This window comes from Streptomyces curacoi, from assembly GCF_001513975.1.
GTDB classification, from domain to species: domain Bacteria; phylum Actinomycetota; class Actinomycetes; order Streptomycetales; family Streptomycetaceae; genus Streptomyces; species Streptomyces curacoi.
On sequence record NZ_KQ947993.1, the window covers coordinates 250,776 to 268,235 of the forward strand.

20 protein-coding genes are annotated in these 17,460 nt (G+C 71.8%); 10 read left to right on the top strand and 10 right to left on the bottom strand.

What is annotated here, in order from left to right:
* Window positions 1–42: 42 nt before the first annotated feature.
* Entirely contained in the window at window positions 43–825 is a 783-nt protein-coding gene (locus tag AQI70_RS31070; protein WP_062155785.1) for a TVP38/TMEM64 family protein, read from the top strand.
* A gap of 28 nt (window positions 826–853) precedes the next feature.
* Here the strand turns inward: AQI70_RS31070 and AQI70_RS31075 are convergent, their stop codons facing one another.
* Entirely contained in the window at window positions 854–2,023 is a 1,170-nt protein-coding gene (locus AQI70_RS31075) for a thiolase family protein (RefSeq protein WP_062155786.1), read from the bottom strand.
* 129 nt (window positions 2,024–2,152) lie between these two features.
* On the opposite strand from AQI70_RS31075, the gene AQI70_RS31080 reads away from it, so the two are divergent.
* A complete protein-coding gene (locus tag AQI70_RS31080) occupies window positions 2,153–2,623 on the top strand; it encodes a winged helix-turn-helix transcriptional regulator (protein ID WP_004002873.1) in 471 nt (156 codons plus the stop codon).
* A gap of 21 nt (window positions 2,624–2,644) precedes the next feature.
* On the opposite strand, the gene AQI70_RS31085 is transcribed toward AQI70_RS31080, so the two are convergent.
* Complete coding sequence (locus AQI70_RS31085) at window positions 2,645–3,433, bottom strand: alpha/beta fold hydrolase (protein ID WP_062155787.1); 789 nt, start codon at window positions 3,431–3,433, stop codon at window positions 2,645–2,647.
* Between the two features lie 69 nt (window positions 3,434–3,502).
* Here AQI70_RS31085 and AQI70_RS40720 point away from each other — a divergent pair, with 69 nt between their 5' ends.
* On the top strand, window positions 3,503–3,628 hold the full coding sequence (locus tag AQI70_RS40720) for a hypothetical protein (protein WP_279616767.1): 126 nt from the start codon (window positions 3,503–3,505) through the stop codon (window positions 3,626–3,628).
* Between the two features lie 76 nt (window positions 3,629–3,704).
* Here AQI70_RS40720 and AQI70_RS31090 read toward each other — a convergent pair whose 3' ends face one another.
* Window positions 3,705–4,631, bottom strand: coding sequence for a DUF6807 domain-containing protein (locus AQI70_RS31090; protein WP_062155788.1), 927 nt, complete (start codon window positions 4,629–4,631; stop codon window positions 3,705–3,707).
* Complete coding sequence (locus tag AQI70_RS31095) at window positions 4,628–5,845, bottom strand: Gfo/Idh/MocA family protein (RefSeq protein ID WP_062155789.1); 1,218 nt, start codon at window positions 5,843–5,845, stop codon at window positions 4,628–4,630. The genes AQI70_RS31090 and AQI70_RS31095 overlap by 4 nt, the downstream gene beginning before the upstream one ends.
* Before the next feature lie 283 nt (window positions 5,846–6,128).
* Here AQI70_RS31095 and AQI70_RS31100 point away from each other — a divergent pair, with 283 nt between their 5' ends.
* Together AQI70_RS31100 and AQI70_RS37935 are read left to right on the top strand one after the other, a co-directional pair.
* On the top strand, window positions 6,129–7,004 hold the full coding sequence (locus AQI70_RS31100) for an undecaprenyl-diphosphate phosphatase (RefSeq protein ID WP_062155790.1): 876 nt from the start codon (window positions 6,129–6,131) through the stop codon (window positions 7,002–7,004).
* A gap of 270 nt (window positions 7,005–7,274) precedes the next feature.
* Entirely contained in the window at window positions 7,275–7,454 is a 180-nt protein-coding gene (locus AQI70_RS37935) for a hypothetical protein (RefSeq protein WP_078504336.1), read from the top strand.
* Between the two features lie 46 nt (window positions 7,455–7,500).
* Here the strand turns inward: AQI70_RS37935 and AQI70_RS31105 are convergent, their stop codons facing one another.
* Window positions 7,501–8,175 carry a DUF4291 domain-containing protein gene (locus AQI70_RS31105; protein ID WP_244181906.1) on the bottom strand — a complete coding sequence of 225 codons (675 nt, stop codon included), beginning with the start codon at window positions 8,173–8,175 and terminating at the stop codon, window positions 7,501–7,503.
* Window positions 8,176–8,235: 60 nt separating this feature from the next.
* Between AQI70_RS31105 and AQI70_RS31110 the strand changes: the two genes are divergently transcribed.
* Both AQI70_RS31110 and lnt read left to right on the top strand, forming a co-directional pair.
* Window positions 8,236–8,721, top strand: coding sequence for a nuclear transport factor 2 family protein (locus AQI70_RS31110; RefSeq protein WP_062155791.1), 486 nt, complete (start codon window positions 8,236–8,238; stop codon window positions 8,719–8,721).
* A gap of 91 nt (window positions 8,722–8,812) precedes the next feature.
* Window positions 8,813–10,393: an apolipoprotein N-acyltransferase gene (gene lnt / locus AQI70_RS31115; protein WP_062155792.1), complete on the top strand. Its 1,581-nt coding sequence runs from the start codon at window positions 8,813–8,815 to the stop codon at window positions 10,391–10,393.
* Here the strand turns inward: lnt and AQI70_RS31120 are convergent.
* Both AQI70_RS31120 and AQI70_RS31125 read right to left on the bottom strand, forming a co-directional pair.
* On the bottom strand, window positions 10,317–11,222 hold the full coding sequence (locus tag AQI70_RS31120) for a Gfo/Idh/MocA family protein (RefSeq protein ID WP_062155793.1): 906 nt from the start codon (window positions 11,220–11,222) through the stop codon (window positions 10,317–10,319). The genes lnt and AQI70_RS31120 overlap by 77 nt on opposite strands.
* A 13-nt stretch (window positions 11,223–11,235) precedes the next feature.
* Window positions 11,236–12,495: an FAD-dependent monooxygenase gene (locus AQI70_RS31125; RefSeq protein ID WP_062155794.1), complete on the bottom strand. Its 1,260-nt coding sequence runs from the start codon at window positions 12,493–12,495 to the stop codon at window positions 11,236–11,238.
* A 94-nt stretch (window positions 12,496–12,589) separates the two neighbouring features.
* On the opposite strand from AQI70_RS31125, the gene AQI70_RS31130 reads away from it, so the two are divergent.
* The 3 genes from AQI70_RS31130 to AQI70_RS31140 all read left to right on the top strand — a co-directional run bounded on the left by AQI70_RS31130 (window position 12,590) and on the right by AQI70_RS31140 (window position 14,362).
* Complete coding sequence (locus AQI70_RS31130; protein WP_062155795.1) at window positions 12,590–13,195, top strand: TetR/AcrR family transcriptional regulator; 606 nt, start codon at window positions 12,590–12,592, stop codon at window positions 13,193–13,195.
* A gap of 43 nt (window positions 13,196–13,238) precedes the next feature.
* Window positions 13,239–13,748, top strand: a complete 510-nt coding sequence (locus tag AQI70_RS31135) for a DinB family protein (protein ID WP_062155796.1) — start codon at window positions 13,239–13,241, stop codon at window positions 13,746–13,748.
* A 110-nt stretch (window positions 13,749–13,858) separates the two neighbouring features.
* Window positions 13,859–14,362, top strand: coding sequence for a hypothetical protein (locus AQI70_RS31140; protein WP_062155797.1), 504 nt, complete (start codon window positions 13,859–13,861; stop codon window positions 14,360–14,362).
* 25 nt (window positions 14,363–14,387) lie between these two features.
* Here AQI70_RS31140 and AQI70_RS31145 read toward each other — a convergent pair whose 3' ends face one another.
* From AQI70_RS31145 to AQI70_RS31155, 3 genes are all read right to left on the bottom strand, one after another.
* The gene (locus tag AQI70_RS31145) at window positions 14,388–14,897 is read right to left on the bottom strand and encodes a tetratricopeptide repeat protein (protein ID WP_062155798.1); all 510 of its coding nucleotides are present in this window, start codon (window positions 14,895–14,897) and stop codon (window positions 14,388–14,390) included.
* Window positions 14,898–15,019: 122 nt separating this feature from the next.
* A complete protein-coding gene (locus AQI70_RS31150) occupies window positions 15,020–15,703 on the bottom strand; it encodes a uracil-DNA glycosylase (RefSeq protein WP_062155799.1) in 684 nt (227 codons plus the stop codon).
* Between the two features lie 141 nt (window positions 15,704–15,844).
* Window positions 15,845–17,425 carry an ABC transporter substrate-binding protein gene (locus AQI70_RS31155; RefSeq protein WP_062155800.1) on the bottom strand — a complete coding sequence of 527 codons (1,581 nt, stop codon included), beginning with the start codon at window positions 17,423–17,425 and terminating at the stop codon, window positions 15,845–15,847.
* Window positions 17,426–17,460: the final 35 nt, after the last annotated feature.

A 17,460-nucleotide genomic window follows, 5' to 3' on the forward strand; every position in this document is an offset into this window, starting at 1 on the left:
ACCATACGGCGATCACACATATTTGTCGGTTACTGTCGCCGGATGCTCGACGATGCCACCACCCGCTCTGGGGGCACCGCCATGGCCTCTCCCCGGGCCGCCGCCACGGAGCTCGCCGTACCCACGCCCGTGCCCGTTCCCGTGCCCACGGGCTTCGCCGCGCGCTGCACGAGAGCGCTGCTCTCGCCGTGGTCCCGGCTGTCCCTGCTCGTGGTCCTGCTCGCGGCGGCGGCGTCGTCCGTGCTGCTCTTCGAGCCCCAGAAGCTCCTGGCGAACGGCTGGCCGCCCCAGGTCGAGGGCGCGGCCGCGGTGGTGTTGTTCGCGGTGGCGTACGGACTGGTCACGGTGGCGTTCGTGCCACGGCCGCTGCTGAACCTCGCGGCGGGCGCGCTCTTCGGCTCCCAGTGGGGCATCGGCGCGGCCCTGGCGGGCACGGTGCTGGGGGCCGGGATCGCCTTCGGGCTGGGCCGGCTGCTGGGCCAGGACGCGTTGCGCCCGCTGCTGCGCGGCCGGGTGCTGACGGCGGCGGACGGCCAGTTCAGCCGGCACGGTTTCCGCTCGATGCTCGCGGTGCGGCTGTTTCCGGGGGTGCCGTTCTGGGCCGCGAACTACGCCGCCGCGGTCTCCCGCATGGGCTACGTCCCCTTCCTGCTCGCGACGGCACTCGGGTCGATCCCGAACACAGCCGCGTACGTCGTCGCCGGCGCCCGTGCCTCCACGCCGACGTCGCCCGCCTTCCTGATCGCGCTGGCCTGCATCGCCGTACCGGCGCTGGCGGGCGTGGTGGTGGCCTGGCGCAAGCGCCACCACCTGCGCGGCCGCTGAACCGGTACGCCGCCCCGCGGGGGCCCGGCTACACCGTCTCCAGGATCATCGCGTTGGCAAGGCCGCCCGCCTCGCACATCGTCTGCAGGGCGTAGCGGGCGCGGCGCTCGCGCATCGCGTGCACCAGGGTCGTCGTCAGACGGGTGCCGCTCGCGCCCAGGGGGTGGCCGATCGCGATGGCGCCGCCGTGCACGTTGACCTTGGCGAGGTCGGCGCCGGTCTCCTGCCGCCAGGCCAGGACGACGCTGGAGAATGCCTCGTTCACCTCGAACAGGTCGATGTCGTCGAGACGCAGTCCCGCCCTGCGCAGCACCTTCTCGGTCGCCGGGACGACTCCGGTGAGCATCAGCAGGGGGTCGGAGCCGGTGACGGCGAAGCTGTGCAGCCGGGCGAGGGGGCGCAGACCGAGGCGGGCCGCGGTCTCGCTGGAGGTGATGAGCACGGCGGAGGCGCCGTCGTTGACCGGGCTGGCGTTGCCCGCGGTGACGTTCCACTCGATCTGCGGGAAGCGCTCGGCGAAGGCCGGGTCGTAGTAGGCGGGCTTGAGGCCGGCGAGGATCTCGGGGGTGCTGGACGGTCGTACGCACTCGTCGCGCGCGACGACGTCCAGGGGTGCGACCTCGGCGTCGAACAGTCCCTTCTCCCAGGCCTCGGCGGCCTTGCGGTGCGAGGACACCGCGAACGCGTCCATCTGCTCGCGTGTGATCGACCACTTGGCGGCGATCAGCTCGGCGCTGATGCCCTGCGGCACGAGGCCCTCCGGGTAGCGCTCGGCGATGCCGGGGCCGAAGGGGTCCTTGCCGGGCGGCACGTTCGACCACATCGGCACCCGGCTCATCGACTCGACGCCACAGGCGACGACCAGGTCGTACGCGCCCGAGATGACGCCCTGGGCCGCGAAGTGCACGGCCTGCTGGGAGGAGCCGCACTGGCGGTCCACGGTGGTCGCCGGCACCGACTCCGGGAAGCCCGCCGACAGGGCGGCGTAGCGGGTGGTGTTCATGGCCTGCTCGCCGACCTGGTCGACGGTGCCGCCGATGACGTCGTCGATCAGGGCCGGGTCGACGCCGGAGCGCTCGACGAGGGTGCGCAGGGTGTGGGCGAGGAGTTCGACGGGGTGGACGTGCGCCAGGGAGCCGTTCGGCTTGCCCTTGCCCATCGGGGTGCGTACGGCTTCGACGATGACTGCGTCACGCATGGTGCGAGGCCTCCTTGGCCGCCGGGGCGATTACCAGTGAGTAGGAAATCCGAACTCACCATAACCCCGAGGGTTGGAAAAACAAACCCACTGGGTTGGAAACCCCAACCCTCACCTAGACTGAGCGCCATGGCCGCCCCCAAAGATCCGCGCCCCTGTTCCATCGCCGACGCCCTGGCGCTCGTCGGCGAGAAGTACTCCCTGCTCGTCCTGCGCGAGGTGTGTCTCGGCAACGGCCGCTTCGACCAGCTGGTGCGCAACATCGGCGCCCCGCGCGACATCCTGGCCACCCGGCTGCGCCGCCTCGTCGACGCCGGCATCCTCACCAAGCGCGCCTACAGCGAGCGCCCGCAGCGGTTCGAGTACCGGCCCACGCAGGCGGGGCTGGAACTGGAGCCGGTCCTGATGACCCTCATGGCGTGGGGCGACCGCCATCTGCGCCAGGACGACGACCGGCCCATGGTGATCGAGCACATCTGCGGCAACGAACTCGTCCCGGTCGTCACCTGCCGGGCCTGCGGCGGCACGGTGCACCACGAGGACCTCACGGCCCACCCGCAGGCGCCCGGATGGACGGTCGCGGGGCCGTCGGCGGCGTGACGTCATGCCCTCGGCCGGGGGTCACGCGTGCCCGCGGCAGAACTCCCGGACCGCGCTGCTGAAGCGCTCGGGCGTCTCCAGGTTGCTGACATGACCCGCGCCGGGCAGCACGACGAGGTCACTGCCCGGGATCGCCTCCTGGAACGCGCGCGCCACTGCCAACGGTGACCGCACGTCGAGCTCGCCCCACAGCAGCAGGGTCGGCACCGAGATGTGCGGCAACAGGTCGCGCTCGTCCGCCTCGGCCATCAGGGAGAGCTGCGCCCGCATGCTCTCGGGGCGGACGTCCCGCGCCATCTCGTCGAGCAGCGACGCGAACGCGGCGGGAGGGGCGCCGGCGAACAGCCCCGGCAGCCTCGGATCGAACTTCTCCGGCGGTTCCGCGAGCATCCGCTTCGCCCCCTCCACCCGGGCCGCGACCTCCTCCGGCGCGAGCGAACCCTTCCAGCCGGCGTAGGTGTCGACGAGGAGCAACGTTCTGACCAGCTCCGGATGGTGGCGGTACAGCTCCAGCACGACCGTCCCGCCCCAGGAGAGCCCGGCCACATGGGCGGGGCCGAGCCCCACCGCCTCGATCACGGCGGCCAGGCAGTGGGCGAAGTCCGGGAGGCCGAACCCGGCCGGCAGGTCCGAGGAACGGCCCGCCCCGGGCTCGTCCCACGCCACGACCGTGAACTCGTCGGCCAGGTCGGTGAGTTGCGGCTGCCACATACGGCCGTCCAGCCCCGCCCCGTGCGCAAGGACCAGGGGCGGCCCGTGTCCCACGCGCGCGTAGGCGACCTCAACGCCGCTCACCTGCACCGTCGGCATGTCACCAGGCTAGGCGGGGCACTCCGGGCTGTCGCGGCGGCGCGGGCGGCCGGGATCACCGTCACGCACGTGACGGCGGCGCGGATCACCGGGACCACCACCGCGCACGGGACGGCGGCGCGGATCACCGGCGCCACCACCGCACACGGAACGGCGGCGCGGATCACCGAGGCCGCCGTCGCGCGCGTGCCATGAGTTCCCGGCGGCCGGCGCTGTCCGGCAGATCACCGCGGGACCGGCCCAGGACGCCCACCCCGCCCGCCGCCCCGGCTCACCAGGGATGCGTCTCCAGGTACTTGGCGATCTCCTGCCGCTCCCATGCCCCGTCGGCGACGACAACGCGGTAGCGGCGCGTGAGGGTGGCGCCGGGTGCCAGCTCCAGTTCGTCGTGGAACGCCCAGGAGGGGGCCACACCCGCGAAGGGCTCGTTGCGGACGAACCAGTGGGCGGGGTGGGTGCCCCGGTCGCCCGAGTGGTCGTTCTCGGGGGCGTGCGCGAAGACGAGGGTCGCGTGGCCGTCGGTGCCGTCGTGCTCGCCGGAGTAGGCCAGCCAGGGCGCCTGTTCGCCCATCAGACCGGGGCCCTCGGCGTCCGGGGCGATGATCCGGCCGCCCTGGAAGCCGCGTGGACCGCGCCAGAACAGGCCCGTGTAACCGGCCCCTTCGCGCCCGGCGGTGGTGGGGCTGCCGAACCGCAGAGGCTCGTCGCGCCGGTTCGTCACGGCGCTCGTCCAGGTCAGGGCCCACGAGCCCGACTCCGGCTCGATGTCGTGCACCTCGACCCGGCGCCGCTCGTCGGCCCACAGCTCCCCGCTGTGGGGATGCCAGGTCAGCCGTTCGGCGATGACGACCCGGTCGCCGTCCGAGGCGACCTCGTCGAACGCGACGTGCACCATCGACCCGACGCGCTCGGGCAGTTCGAGATACCCCCGCCCGTGGACGTAGCTGTTGCCGCCCCACAGGTTCGCCCCCGACAGATGCGAGGCCGTCAGCGACAGACCCTTGTGCCAGCGGTGGTCGTTGGGCCGGTAGTCGGTGACGACGTTGCCGGCGAGGGTCCGCAGCGGGTGGACGTACGGCTTCGGGGCCTTCCAGGCGGCCCCGGGGCGGTAGACGTAGGCGAGCAGTTCGACGCCGGTGACCGGCTCGGTCACCGTGACGCGGTCGCCGTACGCGTGGACGACCCGCAGCCCGGTCACGCGGCGGCCCCCTCACCCGCGCCGGCCCGCCCACCGACGGCGGCCTGCTCGCCGGCGACGGGCGCCCATCCGGGGGCACCCCCGTGCATCGCCGAGTAGAAGGGGTCGCCGGGGCCGATCTCCCCCGCCTTCACCGTCGCGTCCGTGAACGCCGACTTGTACAGCGCTGCGATCAGCTCCAGGCTCGTACGCCCGTCCGCGCCGCTGCTGCGCGGCCGCTCCCCGGCGCGCATGCTCGCGACCAGTTCCCGCAGCTGCTCCAGATGCGAGCTGGGCGCGTCCGCGCCGAAGTCCTGCCAGGCCGCCGCCTCGGCGTCCGGCACGTCCCGGGCCGGGGTGATGCGCCAGTTGTCGTTGGCGTGGCCGTACAGGTGGGTGAGTTCGACGGTGGCGCGCTCGCAGTCGATACGGATGCGGCTGACCTCGTCGGGGCTCAGCACGCTGTTCACGACGGTCGCCATCGCACCGTTCGCAAAGCGGACGAGGGCGGTCGAGACGTCCTCGGTCTCCACGTCGTGCACCAGGCGGCCGGCCATGGCGCGCACCTCGCTCCACGGTCCGAGCAGATCGAGCAGCAGGTCCATCTGATGGATCCCGTGCCCCATCGCGGGACCGCCGCCCTCGGTGTGCCAGCGACCGCGCCAGGGCACGGCGTAGTAGGCGGTGTCCCGGTACCAGGTGGTCTGGCAGTGCGCGACGAGCGGCCGGCCCATGGCCTGCTCGGCGAGCAGCCGCCGTACGTGCCGGGTGCCCGAGCCGAAGCGGTGCTGGAAGACGATCGAGGCGTACGGGCCGCCTTCCTCGCCCTCCTCCGCCTCGACCGCGTCGAAGTCGGCGAGGCTCGGCACCGGCGGCTTCTCGCACCACACCCAGGCACCGGCGCGCAGCGCGGCGACGGTCTGGTCGCGGTGCAGGGTGGGCGGGGTGCAGATGGTGACCAGGTCGGGCCGCTGCTCCGCCAGCATCCGGTCCAGGTCGGTGTAGGCGTGGAGGGTTCCGCCCGCCTCCGCGCAGAAGTCCTCGACCGACCCCGCGTCGATGTCGACCGCGGCGACGAGCTCCGTCTCCCCCTCCTCGGCGAGTCTCGCGAGCGCGGGCAGGTGGGAGTCGCGTGCGATGGCGCCGGTGCCGATCACGGCGACCCTGATGCGGCGGCCGGTGAGCGGGGCGGGGTGGGGCCGGTACGTCCCGGGAGCGGTCTCGGATGTGGCCATGGACGTGATCAGACTCCTCCGGGACGACGGCCGCCGGGCGACGGCTGTCCGACGACGGGCGACGGACACAGCAAGCGCTTTCCGCTCGCTGCAACGTAAGCGGCGCCCCCACAGCAGGTCAACACCGGTTTCGCCCGGGTCCACGAGGGCCCGCCCCGCCCCCTGTGCCGGAGCTGTCATCGCGGGACGCTACGCTGCCCCTCGACACGCGCGATCACTGTGCCGCCGACGCGGTGTCCACCGTCACCTCTTGCCACCATCAGCACTTGGACTCCGTAACTTCATGTCTTGGTTTGAATCGCTCATCCTCGGACTCGTCCAGGGGCTGACCGAGTTCCTCCCCGTGTCCTCCAGCGCGCATCTGCGGCTGACCGCGGCGTTCTCGGGCTGGGAGGACCCGGGTGCGGCCTTCACGGCGATCACCCAGATCGGCACGGAGACAGCGGTGCTGATCTACTTCCGCAAGGACATCGGGCGGATCATCTCGGCGTGGCTGCGGTCGCTGACCGACAAGGAGATGCGGCGGGACCACGACGCCCAGATGGGCTGGCTGGTGATCGTCGGCTCGATCCCGATCGGGGTGCTCGGTCTGACGCTCAAGGACCAGATCGAGGGCCCCTTCCGTGACCTGCGCATCACGGCGACGATGCTGATCGTCGTGGGCATCATCATCGGCGTCGCCGACCGGCTGGCGGCCCGCGACGAGTCGGGCGGCCGGCACCGCGCCGCCAAGCAGCGCAAGTCGCTGGAGAGCCTGAACGTCAAGGACGGCCTGATCTTCGGCCTGTGCCAGTCCGCGGCGCTGATCCCCGGAGTCTCCCGCTCCGGCGCCACCATCAGCGGCGGCCTCTTCATGGGCTACAAGCGCGAGGCCGCGGCCCGCTACTCCTTCCTCCTCGCGATCCCGGCCGTGCTCGCCTCCGGCCTCTTCGAGCTCAAGGACGCGATGGAGAGCGACCATGTCTCCTGGGGCCCGACGATCTTCGCCACGGTGATCGCCTTCGCCTCCGGTTACGCGGTCATCGCCTGGTTCATGAAGTTCATCTCGACGAAGAGCTTCATGCCGTTCGTCTGGTACCGCATCGCACTGGGCATCGTCATCATCGTCCTGGTGACGGCGGGCGTCCTGAGCCCGCACGCGGCGGAGTCGGCGCACTGACGGCCACCGGCCGGCCACGGCGCTCACCCGGCAGTTCGCCCGCGTCGCCCCGGAGCACCGGGAACGCTGCCGCGCTCGGCACTCGACTCGTACGGCCGCTCGACCGTCACCGAGGACACGGCCGCGCGGTCGTCCGGACCGACTGAGCGGCCGGCCCACTGACCGGCGAGTCAGTACGAACCCCCCTCCGCGAAATCCGTGACCAATCACATACCTTCTGCGTAGCCGTCCGGTAGCGCACCGTCAGTCCTTGCCCCTAGGCTTGTCCGCATGTCCCCCCATTCCTTAGGCCCTGGTTCCGTGCGGTCTGCTGCCGAGGTGAACGAGGAGATCCGCGCCCTGTGGCTGCGCGCGGGCGGCTCCCTGTCGGCTCAGGAGCGCGCGGAGTACGAGCTGCTGGTCGTCGAGTGGGCGGCCGCCATCCGCGGTGAGGTCATCGAGGCTGCTTGAAGCCGGAAGCCCGAGGCGGGCGGTACCCGTTGACGCCGCGCCGTCGCTAAGCCCGTAGATGCGCGAGGACGTCGTCCTCCAGTGGATACGGCCGCTCCTGAGGCAACAGCTCGGCCGCACGCTCCAGTTCACCCGCCCGCACATGCGCGTGGATCTCCGTGGCGAGCGGCGTCACGTCCTCGATGCCGACGATCCACTCGTCCGCGTACCGGGCGGCGGCCTCCCCGGCGAGCCCCAGCTGCAGGGACCGGTACGGCAAGGGATTGAGGCGCAGATCGCGCTCCGGATCCCACTGCACGCGCGCGGGTGCCGCCCTCAACTGCCGTTTCCACGCATCCTGGTCGCCGTGCAGGACGGGCACGTAGTGCGAGAGACACGCGTTCCGCAGCGCCCAGACGAAGCCGTCGCGGCTGATCTCGACGGCGAGGACGGTCTCCTGGTTCTCCTTCGTCGCCCAGCCGCAGCGGTACATCATCCAGAGAAATGACGGCTTGATCCACGTCATACGGTCGCGGCTCCACGACGACGGAAACCGGCCGTTGCGGGCCGCCGCCCGGCCGATCTTGGGGCAGTAGGCCTGATAGACGGTGACCGTGGTCCCGGTGTGGTGTGCGCGTACCCGGAACCTGGGTTCCTGCTGCTGGATGTACCCGCCGTGCTGTTCTCTGACGTTGTTCTGATCACTCACGGGGACAGCCTCGCCCGCCGCCGCCCCCGCCATCCACCGAATATCGCCGCACGCCCTCTTGGCTCGGACCACCTCATGCCCAACACTGAGCCGATGACGCAGCGTGTGGAACTCGCCACCCTGAGGGACCGGCTCGTGGTCGACGGACTGATCACCGACTACGCGATGGCCGTGGACGACGGCGACTGGGAGGCCTACCGAAGCCTGTTCACCGCCGACGGACGCGCGGACTACCGCTCGGCCGGTGGCATCGAGGGAGACGCGGGGCGGGTCGCCGCGTGGCTCGCGGAGAGCATGCGGGTGTTCTCGATGCGGCAGCACCTCATCGTCAACCGCCGGGTGCGCTTCGGGATTCTGGAGCAGGACACCGGCGACACGGCCAGGGTGCAGGCCGACTACGTCAATCCGATGCGGTTCGCCGAGCCCGGCGAGGGCTCCTCCGCCCCCGACTTCGTGTGCGGCGGCCGATACGCCTTCGGGCTGCTGCGGACGGACGACGGCTGGCGGCTGCGCGAGGTCGTCGTACAGGAGAAGTGGCGTCGTGTGCCCGAGCGGATCTCTCCGGCCGTGATCGACTGAGCCCACGCCCACTGTCCCGTTGTCCACGCCCACTGTCCCGTTGTCAGTGCCTGCGAGCACACTGGAAGGACCCTGGGTAGGAAGGAGCCGCATGCAGACGATCAGCCGCTGGCTCGCCCCGCCGTGGCGGCGCTCGATCGCCGCCGCGCTGGCCGGTGCGCTGCCCGTTCTCGCGTTCCCGGAGCCGGGGTTGTGGTGGTTCGCGTACGTCGCACTCGTCCCGTGGATCGCCCTTCTGCGCTCCGCGCCGACCGGCCGACGGGCGGTGTACGACGGCTGGTGGGGCGGGTTCGGCTTCATGCTGGCCATGCACCACTGGCTGCTGCCGAACCTGCATGTCTTCACGTTCGTGATCGCCGCCCTGCTCGGCGCGCTGTGGGCCCCCTGGGGCCGGCTGGTGCGCCATTTCCTGGCGGCGAGTCCGTCCCCGGGCCGGGTGGCGGCGGCTCTCGTCGTGCTGCCGTCCGGCTGGCTGCTGATCGAACTCGTCCGCTCCTGGCAGGGGCTGGGCGGGCCGTGGGGCGTGCTGGGTTCCAGTCAGTGGCAGGTGGAGCCCGCGCTGCGGCTCGCCTCGGTGGGCGGGGTGTGGCTGATCGGCTTCCTGATGGTGGCCGTCAATGTCGCGGTCGCCGTGCTGGTGACGGTGCGGCGGGCCAGGGTCCCGGCGGTGGCCGGTCTCCTCGCCACGGCCGTCGCCGCGTCGGCCGCCTGGGTGTGGTCCCCGCGCCCGCAGGTCGAGGACCGGGTCCGGATCGCCGCCGTACAGCCGGGTGTCATCCAGGGGGCGGGCAAGGCCGACCGGCGCTTCGACCGGGAGGAGCAGCTCACCCGCCGGCTGGTCGGCCAGGACGTCGACCTGATCGTCTGGGGCGAGAGCAGCGTCGGCTACGACCTGCGCGACCGCCCCGACTTCGCCCGGCGCCTCGCGGCACTCTCCCGCGAGACGGGGGCGAACATCCTGGTGAACGTGGACGCGCGGCGCTCCGACAGGCCCGGCATCTACAAGAGCTCGATCCTCGTCGGCCCCGACGGCCCGACCGGCGCCCGCTACGACAAGATGCGGCTGGTCCCCTTCGGGGAGTACATACCGCTGCGCTCACTGCTCGGCTGGGCCACCTCCGTGGGCGAGGCGGCGGCCGAGGACCGCAGGCGCGGGACCAAGCAGGTCGTCATGGCCGCCGGGCACGGGCTGCGGATCGGCCCGATGGTCTGTTTCGAGTCGGCCTTCTCCGACATGAGCCGCAACCTCGTCGACGGTGGCGCCGAGGTGCTGATCGCCCAGTCGGCGACCTCGACGTTCCAGCAGAGCTGGGCCCCCGAACAGCACGCCTCGCTGGCCGCGCTGCGCGCCGCCGAGACCGGCCGGCCGATGATGCACGCCACGCTGACGGGCGTCTCGGCCGTGTACGGCCCGAGCGGAGAGCGCATCGGTTCCTGGCTCAGCACGAGCACGACCACGAGCGCGGTCTACGAGGTGCCGCTGGCCGACGGTGTGACGCCGTACGTCCGGTTCGGCGAGTGGCCGGTTCTGGCGGCGCTGCTGATCATCGCCGCCTGGGGCGCGGGCGAGGGCGTACGGACCCTGCGGGCGCGGCTCAGGCGGCCCGCTCCTGAACCGCGCGTACCACCCGTTCGCACAACTCATGGGTCCCCAGCGCGTCCCGGGCGCTGAGCACCTTGCCCGCGCGCACGGCGTCGAGGAAGGCGAGCACGGCCTGCTCGATGCCGCGCTGCCGGGCCACCGGCACCCAGTCCCCGCGTCGCCGCACGGTCGGCTGGCCCTTGTGGTCGACGACCTCGGCGAGGTTGATGACCTGACGCTTGGTGTCCTGCCCGGACACCTCCAGGATCTCCTCGGCCGAGCCGCTGAGCCGGTTCATCACGCCGAGCGCGGTGAAGCCGTCGCCGGCGAGCTGCAGCACGACGTGGTGCAGCAGTCCGCCTTCGACGCGGGCGCGCACGGTCACGTCGTCGACCGGGCCGGGCGCCAGGAAGCGCAGCGTGTCCACGACGTGGATGAAGTCGTCCAGGATCATCGAGCGCGGCTCTTCCGGCAGCCCGATCCGGTTCTTCTGCATCAGGATCAGCTCGCGCGGATGGTCGGCGCACTGCGCATAGGCGGGGGCGTAGCGCCGGTTGAAGCCGACGGCGAGACTGACGTTGCGCTGCTCGGCGAGCGCCACCAGCCGCTCGGAGTCGGCGAGTCGGTAGGCGAGCGGCTTGTCGACGTAGGTCGGCACGCCCGCCTCCAGCAACCGGGTCACGATCTCCGGGTGGGCGATGGTGGGCGCGTGCACGAAGGCGGCGTCGAGGCCCTGGGCGAGGAGCGAGTCGAGGTCCTCGTGCCGCTGCTCCGGCGGAAGGTGGAGGCTGTCGGCGACCCGGGCGAGCGTCGCGGGCGTACGGGTCTGCAGATGCAGCTCGACCCCGGGCTGGACGCCGAGCACCGGCAGGTAGGCCTTCTGCGCGATGTCGCCGAGTCCGATGCAGCCGACCTTCACGGGGTGTGCTCCTCTAGCGCTTGCCTGCCGGGTTCTTCCCGGCAGCATACGGCGGCTCGGGCGGGCGCCAGTCGGCGATGCCCTCGAAGCCCCGCAGGAACAGCAGGGGCGCGGCCTTGGACAGCGTGGTGAGCGCTGCGTTCCGTACGGCGATGCCGGCGCGTCCGGTCATCATGTTGAGGCGGCCGACCCTGACGGCCTGGCGGGCGATGGCCGTCGTACGCGGGAGGCGGTCCGCGGAGTACGCGGCGAGGCCGTCGCACAGGTGGGTCCCCCCTGCTGGAGCGGAGCCGAGAGCCAGCCGGAGGCCGAGGACGACGGCGTCCTCGATGGCCTGGTTGCCGCCCTGTCCCAGCGTCGGCGGCATGGCGTGGGCGGCGTCCCCGACCAGGGCGACCCGTCCGCGGTGGTAGGCGGGCAGCGGCTCGGCAATGTGGTGGACGTCGTGGCGCAGGACGTCCTCGGGGCGGGTGGCCGCGAGGATCGCCGGGATCGGGTCGTGCCAGTCGCCGTAGCGGCGCAGCAGTTCGGCCTTCTCGTCGTCCGGCGCGCGCTCCCCCGCGGGTGTGAGCGCCGCGGCGTACGCGTAGATCCGCCCGTCCTTCAGCGGGTGCGAGCCCCAGATGCGGCCGGGGCCCCAGGTCTCGTGCGAGGCGAACTCCACGCCGGGCACCGGGATCACGACCCGCCATGTGGTGAACCCGGAGTAGACGGTCCCGGGGTGGTCCGGGAACAGCGTGCGGCGTACGGCGGACCGGATGCCGTCGGCGGCCACCACGAGGTCGGCCTCCAGATCGCCGTCCGCGGTGCGCACGCGCGCGGGGCGGGCGGTGTCGCCCGGGTCGGCGACGGTCGCGGCGACACCCGTGCGGACGGCATCCGGCGGGAGTCGCCCGGCCAGACCGCCGATGAGGGTGCTCCGGTGCAGCATGACGAGGGGGCCGCCGAAGCGTTCGGCCACGACGTCGGCGTCCGTGCGGGCGAGCCAGCGGCCGGACGGGGTGCGCAGCCCTCCCTCGCTCTCGACTCCGCTCGGGCGGGCGGTGGCCCCACCGCTCTGCCAGGCCGCGAGGTCGCGGATCTCGTCGCCGAGCCCAATGACGTCCAGCGCGCGCAGGGAGTTGGGCGCGAGGGAGATGGCGGCGCCGACCGGCTCCAGGGACGGAGCCCGCTCCAGCACGGTGACGTCCCAGCCGCCCCGGTGCAGCGTGGCCGCCGCGGTCAGACCTCCGATGCCGCCGCCGATCACTACGGCCCGACTCGACCGTGCCATGGCTCCTCCTCGCATCGCATCGCATGAACTACAGATGTAGTGAAGCAGTGCGTCGACTCTACTACAGGCGTAGTGCGACGGATAGGTTGATCTCATGTCCGTAAGCACCGCCGGCGCCTCCCGTGCCGATCTCGTCGCCGACACCGCCCTCACACTGCTCGCCGAGCGGGGTATGCGCGGGCTCACGCACCGAGCGGTCGACGAGGCGGCCGGACTCCCGCAGGGCTCCACGTCGAACCTCGCCCGCACCCGGCAGGCACTGCTGGAGCTGGCGGTGCGACGGCTCGCCGACCGCGAGGCTCGCGTGCTGGCACTGGACGAGCTGCCGGACCCGCGCGGCGACCTCGACGCGCTGGCCGACGGCCTGGCCCTGGCGACGCACCGCTCCCTGACCCGCAACCGCGAACTGACCCTCGCCCGCTACGAACTGGCCCTGGAGGCCACGCGCCGCCCCGAGCTGCGCGCGTACTTCGACGCGACGGGCGCCCGCTTCCGCGACCGGCTCGGCGCGCTCCTCACCGCCGCGGGGTCGACCGACCCGGCCCGGCATGTGCTGTCCCTGGCCGCCTGGGCGGACGGGCTGCTGTTCAGCTGCGTGGCCGGGTCCTTCAGCGCGGAGGCGCCGAGCCTGGCGGAGGTACGGGCCGGGCTGCGTGAACTGCTCGACGGAATGTTCGGCCGCCGGGCCCGGACGCCTTGAAAACCCTTGGTGCGGCAGCCCCGAGTTGAGCAAGGATGCGGGCATGACAACCGAACGGCTTGAGCCCGCCACCACCGCCGACGAGCGCACGATGCTGGAGGGCTGGCTGGACTACCACCGGCAGACCCTCGCCTGGAAGTGCGAGGGCCTGACCGACGCCCAGCTCAGGACCGCCTCCGTGGAGCCGTCCGAGCTGACGCTGATGGGACTGGTGCGGCACATGGCGGAGGTGGAGCGGTTCTGGTTCCACGAGATCCTCCTGGGCGAGGACCTCGGGGCGCTCTACTGCACCGAGGAGGACCGGGACGGCGACTTCCACTTCACCGAGGCCGACACCTGGGAGGAGGCGTACGCCACCTGGCAGGCCGAGATCGCCAACGCCCGCCGCGACGCGGCCGGCGTCGGCCTGGACGACCTCTCCAAGGGCAGGAGCCGGTCGGGAGAGGTCTTCAACCTGCGCTGGATCATCACGCACATAATCGAGGAGTACGCCCGCCACAACGGCCACGCCGACCTGATCCGCGAGCGCGTCGACGGCGCCACCGGCGACTGACGTCAGCCGCACGGGCCCGAGCCGCCCGTACGGGGACGGAGATCACTCGTGTGGAGCAACCTCTGCTCGTCCCTGCCCCAACAACCGCTCGAACCAGCAGAGTCGGTCGAGTGCATCGAACGACGACCACCGCAACGCTCCTGGTCACCGTGGCCGTCTCGGCCCTCTCGGGCTGCATGACGGTCCCCCGCCCGCCCGTACCGGGCCCGCCGACGACACCGGCTCAGCCGTCGGCGCCCCGATCGGACGAGCCCACGGCACCGAGCCCGGTGCAGGCGCCGGCCCGCGAGGCCCTGGCGCTCATCGGCCCGTCACGAACCCCGTCCCCCACGGCGTCCGCCGCACCCTCCGTGCCCCCGGCCGCCCCACCGGCGGCGCACCCGCCCGCGGCCCCGCGCTCGCACCCTCACTCCCGGCCCGACCACCCGGAACACCGCCGCCCCGCCGCAGGCGCTCCGAAACGGCCGCCACGGGTCGAGATCCCCGAAGTGTCGGACTCGGTCCGCGCGGAGACCCCGAGAAACTCGGACGTCTGCGCGCTGGGCAGGAAGTACGGCGGCTGGCAGGCGGACAGCCCGGAGGCCGTGATCTGCCGGCAGACGTACGGGCACTGAGGGGCGGGCGAAGCGGCCTGGCCGACTACGGCCCCTCCCCCAAGCAGATCTCCAACCGCCGGATCTGCGCCCGCACCCCGTCCCCGTAACTGTCGTCCCCCAGCGCCCCCGCCGCTCCCCGCGCCCGCCGCAGATGTACGCGGGCGGCCTCCGCGCGGCCGAGCTTCACATAGTCGGCCGCCAGGTTCACATGCAGGGACGGATACAGCGCCCGTACGGCGAGGGCGCCCTCGACGCTCTCGGCACTCCCGGGCCCCTCGGAGCCCTCGGAGCCACCGACGCTCCAGACCCCCTCGGCCTCCGTCAAGGCCCGCAGATCCCAGGCCAGTTCGTCCGAGGGGTCGTCCTGCGTGTCCGCCAGATAGTGCGCCAGGGTGCACCGGTGCAGGGGGTCGCCGTCCGCCCCGAGTTCCGTCCACAGCTCCAGCAACCGGCGCCGGGCCTCCTCACGGTCCCCCGCGTGATGCAGCATGACGACCTGCCCGATCCGCGTGAGCACGGCATCCGGCGCCTTCTGCTCCTGTCGCTCCGCCACCGCGTCCTCCGGGCCCTCGTCGGCTGGTCCCTCACGACGCTAACGGCCCCCACCGGCAATCCGGGGCAGGCGGCTCCGTACGGCACCGGGCCGGTCCGGCGAAGGACCGGCCCGGCGGTGGATCAGCCCAGGTCAGGGATGCGCCAGTCGATCGGCTCGTGCCCCTGCCGGGCCACCGCCTCATTGATCTGCGTGAAGGGGCGGGACCCGAAGAACTTCTTCGCCGACAGCGGCGAGGGATGCGCTCCCTTGACCACGACGTGCCGGGTCTCGTCGATGAGCGGGAGCTTCTTCTGGGCGTAGTTGCCCCACAGCACGAACACCGCCGGGTCGGGCCGGTCCGCCACCGCCCGGATGACCGCGTCGGTGAACTTCTCCCAGCCCTTGCCCTTGTGCGAGTTCGCCTCGCCGCCGCGGACCGTCAGCACCGCGTTGAGCAGCAGGACGCCCTGCCGGGCCCAGGGCATCAGATTGCCGTTGTCGGGGACGGGGAGGCCGAGCTCCTCCTTCATCTCCTTGTAGATGTTGCGCAGCGAGGGCGGCGTCTTCACTCCGGGGCGGACCGAGAAGCACAGACCGTGCCCCTGGCCCTCGCCGTGGTACGGGTCCTGACCGAGGATCAGGACCTTCACCCGGTCGTACGGCGTCGCGTCCAGCGCGGCGAAGACCTCCTCGCGCGGCGGGTAGACGGGACCCTTCGCCCGCTCCTCCTCGACGAACTCCGTCAGCTCCTTGAAGTAGGGCTGCTGCAGTTCGTCGCCCAGAACCCCGCGCCAGGACTCGGGCAGCATGGCGATGTCGGTCACGTCAACTTCCTTACGATGTGCGGCAGGCGATGTACGGTCCACGACCAGTGGTCGCTTCAGACCTCAGAACCTACCGGCGACCACTGACAATCGCTCCTCGGACCGCACATCCACCCCGGGCCGCCCCGCCGGCGGGTCTCCCTACCAGCTGGTCTTGCGGTACAGCTCGCCCATCATCATGATCGTCGACGGGTCCAGCGCCCGCTCGGCACCCGAGATCTCCGCGCTCGCGGCCACGTACTGCCGGCCCTGCCACAGCGGCAGCAGTCGCGCGTCGTCTACGAGGATCTGCTGGGCCTCCTCGAAGTCCTTGACCACGTTGGCACGGTCGCTCTCCGCGCGGGAGCGGGGCAGCAGGGTCTCGGTGATCTCGGGCGCCACATACGGCGTACCCAGCGCGTTCTGGTCGCCGACGAACGGCGCGATGAAGTTGTCCGCGTCCGGGAAGTCGGGGAACCAGCCACGCCCGAACACCGGGTACTCGCCCTTCTGGTAGCCCGCGACGTATGTCTTCCAGGGGCGGCTCTTGAGGGTGATCCGGAAGAGGCCGGACTCCTCCAGCTGGCTCTTCAGCTCCTGGAACTCCGCCTTGGTGGCGGAGCCGTAGCGGTCGCTCGTGTACCAGAGGGTGAGCGGGACGGGCGTCGTGATGCCCGCCTTGGCGAGGATCCGGCGGGCCTTGGTCTTGCTGGGCTCGCCGTAGTCGTCGAAGAAGCCCGTCGTGTGGCCGGTCAGGCCCTTGGGGACCATGGAGTACAGCGGCTCGACGGTGTCCTTGTAGACCTTGTGGGCGATCGCCGGGCGGTCGATGACCTGGGCGATGGCCTTGCGGACGGCGGACTTGCCGGCCATGGGGTCCTTGGGGTTGAAGACCAGGTAGTTGATCTCGGTGCCGGAGCCCTCGATCAGCTGGAGCTCGTCCTCGTCGTCGGCCTGGATGTCGACGATGTCGTCGGCGGCGAGGCCGCGGAAGGCGACGTCGAGCTCCTTCTGGCGCAGCGCGGCGACCATGGTCGGCGAGTCCTGGTAGTAACGGATGGTCACCGCGTCGTTCTTGCGCTCGGCGTACCCCTCGTAGCTGTCGTTCTTCAGGAGTTCGGCCTGCTTGCCCTCGTCGTAGGACTGGAGGGTGTACGGCCCGGACCCCACGACCGTGCCGTCCTCGCGCAGCTTGTCGGCCGGGTACGCGTCGGGCTGCACGATCGACATGGCGGGCGTGGCGAGCACGAACGGGAAGGTCGCGTCGGCCTTGTTGAGGTGGAAGACGATCTCGCGGTCGTTCAGCACCTGGATCCGTTCGAGGCTGCCCAGCAGACCCGCCGGGCCGCCGTTGACGTTGATCTCCCGGATCCGGTCGATCGAGTGCTTGACCGCCTGGGCGTCCAGGGCGTGCCCGTCGGAGAACTTCAGTCCCTCGCGCAGCTCGCACTTGTACTTCATGTTCGTGCGGTCGGTGAACTGGCAGCTCTCGGCGGCGTCGGGCTCGGGCGTCATCGAGCCGGAGGGGTAGCTCAGCAGCGTCTGGTAGATGTTGCGGAAGAGCTCCCAGGAGCTGTCCCAGGACGCGGCGGGATCAAGGGTGCTGGGGGCGGCTGTCGTCCCCACCACGATCGGGCCCTCCTCCTCCGTCGAATCGGACGAGAGGATGCCGCACCCTGCCACCAGGGACGATATGGACGCGATGGCCGCCACCTGCCGCAGGCGTCGGATCCGGTTGAACACGCGCACGCTCCTCGATCTGCCATGCCAAGGGTCGG

Excerpts from the sequence above, each read along its gene's own strand:
- AQI70_RS31100 (WP_062155790.1), top strand. The coding sequence starts at position 6,129 with ATGTCTTGGTTTGAATCGCTCATCCTCGGACTCGTCCAGGGGCTGACC.
- lnt (WP_062155792.1), top strand. The coding sequence starts at position 8,813 with ATGCAGACGATCAGCCGCTGGCTCGCCCCGCCGTGGCGGCGCTCGATC.
- AQI70_RS31135 (WP_062155796.1), top strand. The coding sequence starts at position 13,239 with ATGACAACCGAACGGCTTGAGCCCGCCACCACCGCCGACGAGCGCACG.
- AQI70_RS31130 (WP_062155795.1), top strand. The coding sequence starts at position 12,590 with ATGTCCGTAAGCACCGCCGGCGCCTCCCGTGCCGATCTCGTCGCCGAC.
- AQI70_RS31075 (WP_062155786.1), bottom strand. The coding sequence starts at position 2,023 with ATGCGTGACGCAGTCATCGTCGAAGCCGTACGCACCCCGATGGGCAAG.
- AQI70_RS31110 (WP_062155791.1), top strand. The coding sequence starts at position 8,236 with ATGACGCAGCGTGTGGAACTCGCCACCCTGAGGGACCGGCTCGTGGTC.
- AQI70_RS31070 (WP_062155785.1), top strand. The coding sequence starts at position 43 with ATGCTCGACGATGCCACCACCCGCTCTGGGGGCACCGCCATGGCCTCT.
- AQI70_RS31080 (WP_004002873.1), top strand. The coding sequence starts at position 2,153 with ATGGCCGCCCCCAAAGATCCGCGCCCCTGTTCCATCGCCGACGCCCTG.
- AQI70_RS31105 (WP_244181906.1), bottom strand. The coding sequence starts at position 8,175 with ATGGCGGGGGCGGCGGCGGGCGAGGCTGTCCCCGTGAGTGATCAGAAC.
- AQI70_RS37935 (WP_078504336.1), top strand. The coding sequence starts at position 7,275 with ATGTCCCCCCATTCCTTAGGCCCTGGTTCCGTGCGGTCTGCTGCCGAG.
- AQI70_RS31085 (WP_062155787.1), bottom strand. The coding sequence starts at position 3,433 with ATGCCGACGGTGCAGGTGAGCGGCGTTGAGGTCGCCTACGCGCGCGTG.
- AQI70_RS31125 (WP_062155794.1), bottom strand. The coding sequence starts at position 12,495 with ATGGCACGGTCGAGTCGGGCCGTAGTGATCGGCGGCGGCATCGGAGGT.
- AQI70_RS31095 (WP_062155789.1), bottom strand. The coding sequence starts at position 5,845 with ATGGCCACATCCGAGACCGCTCCCGGGACGTACCGGCCCCACCCCGCC.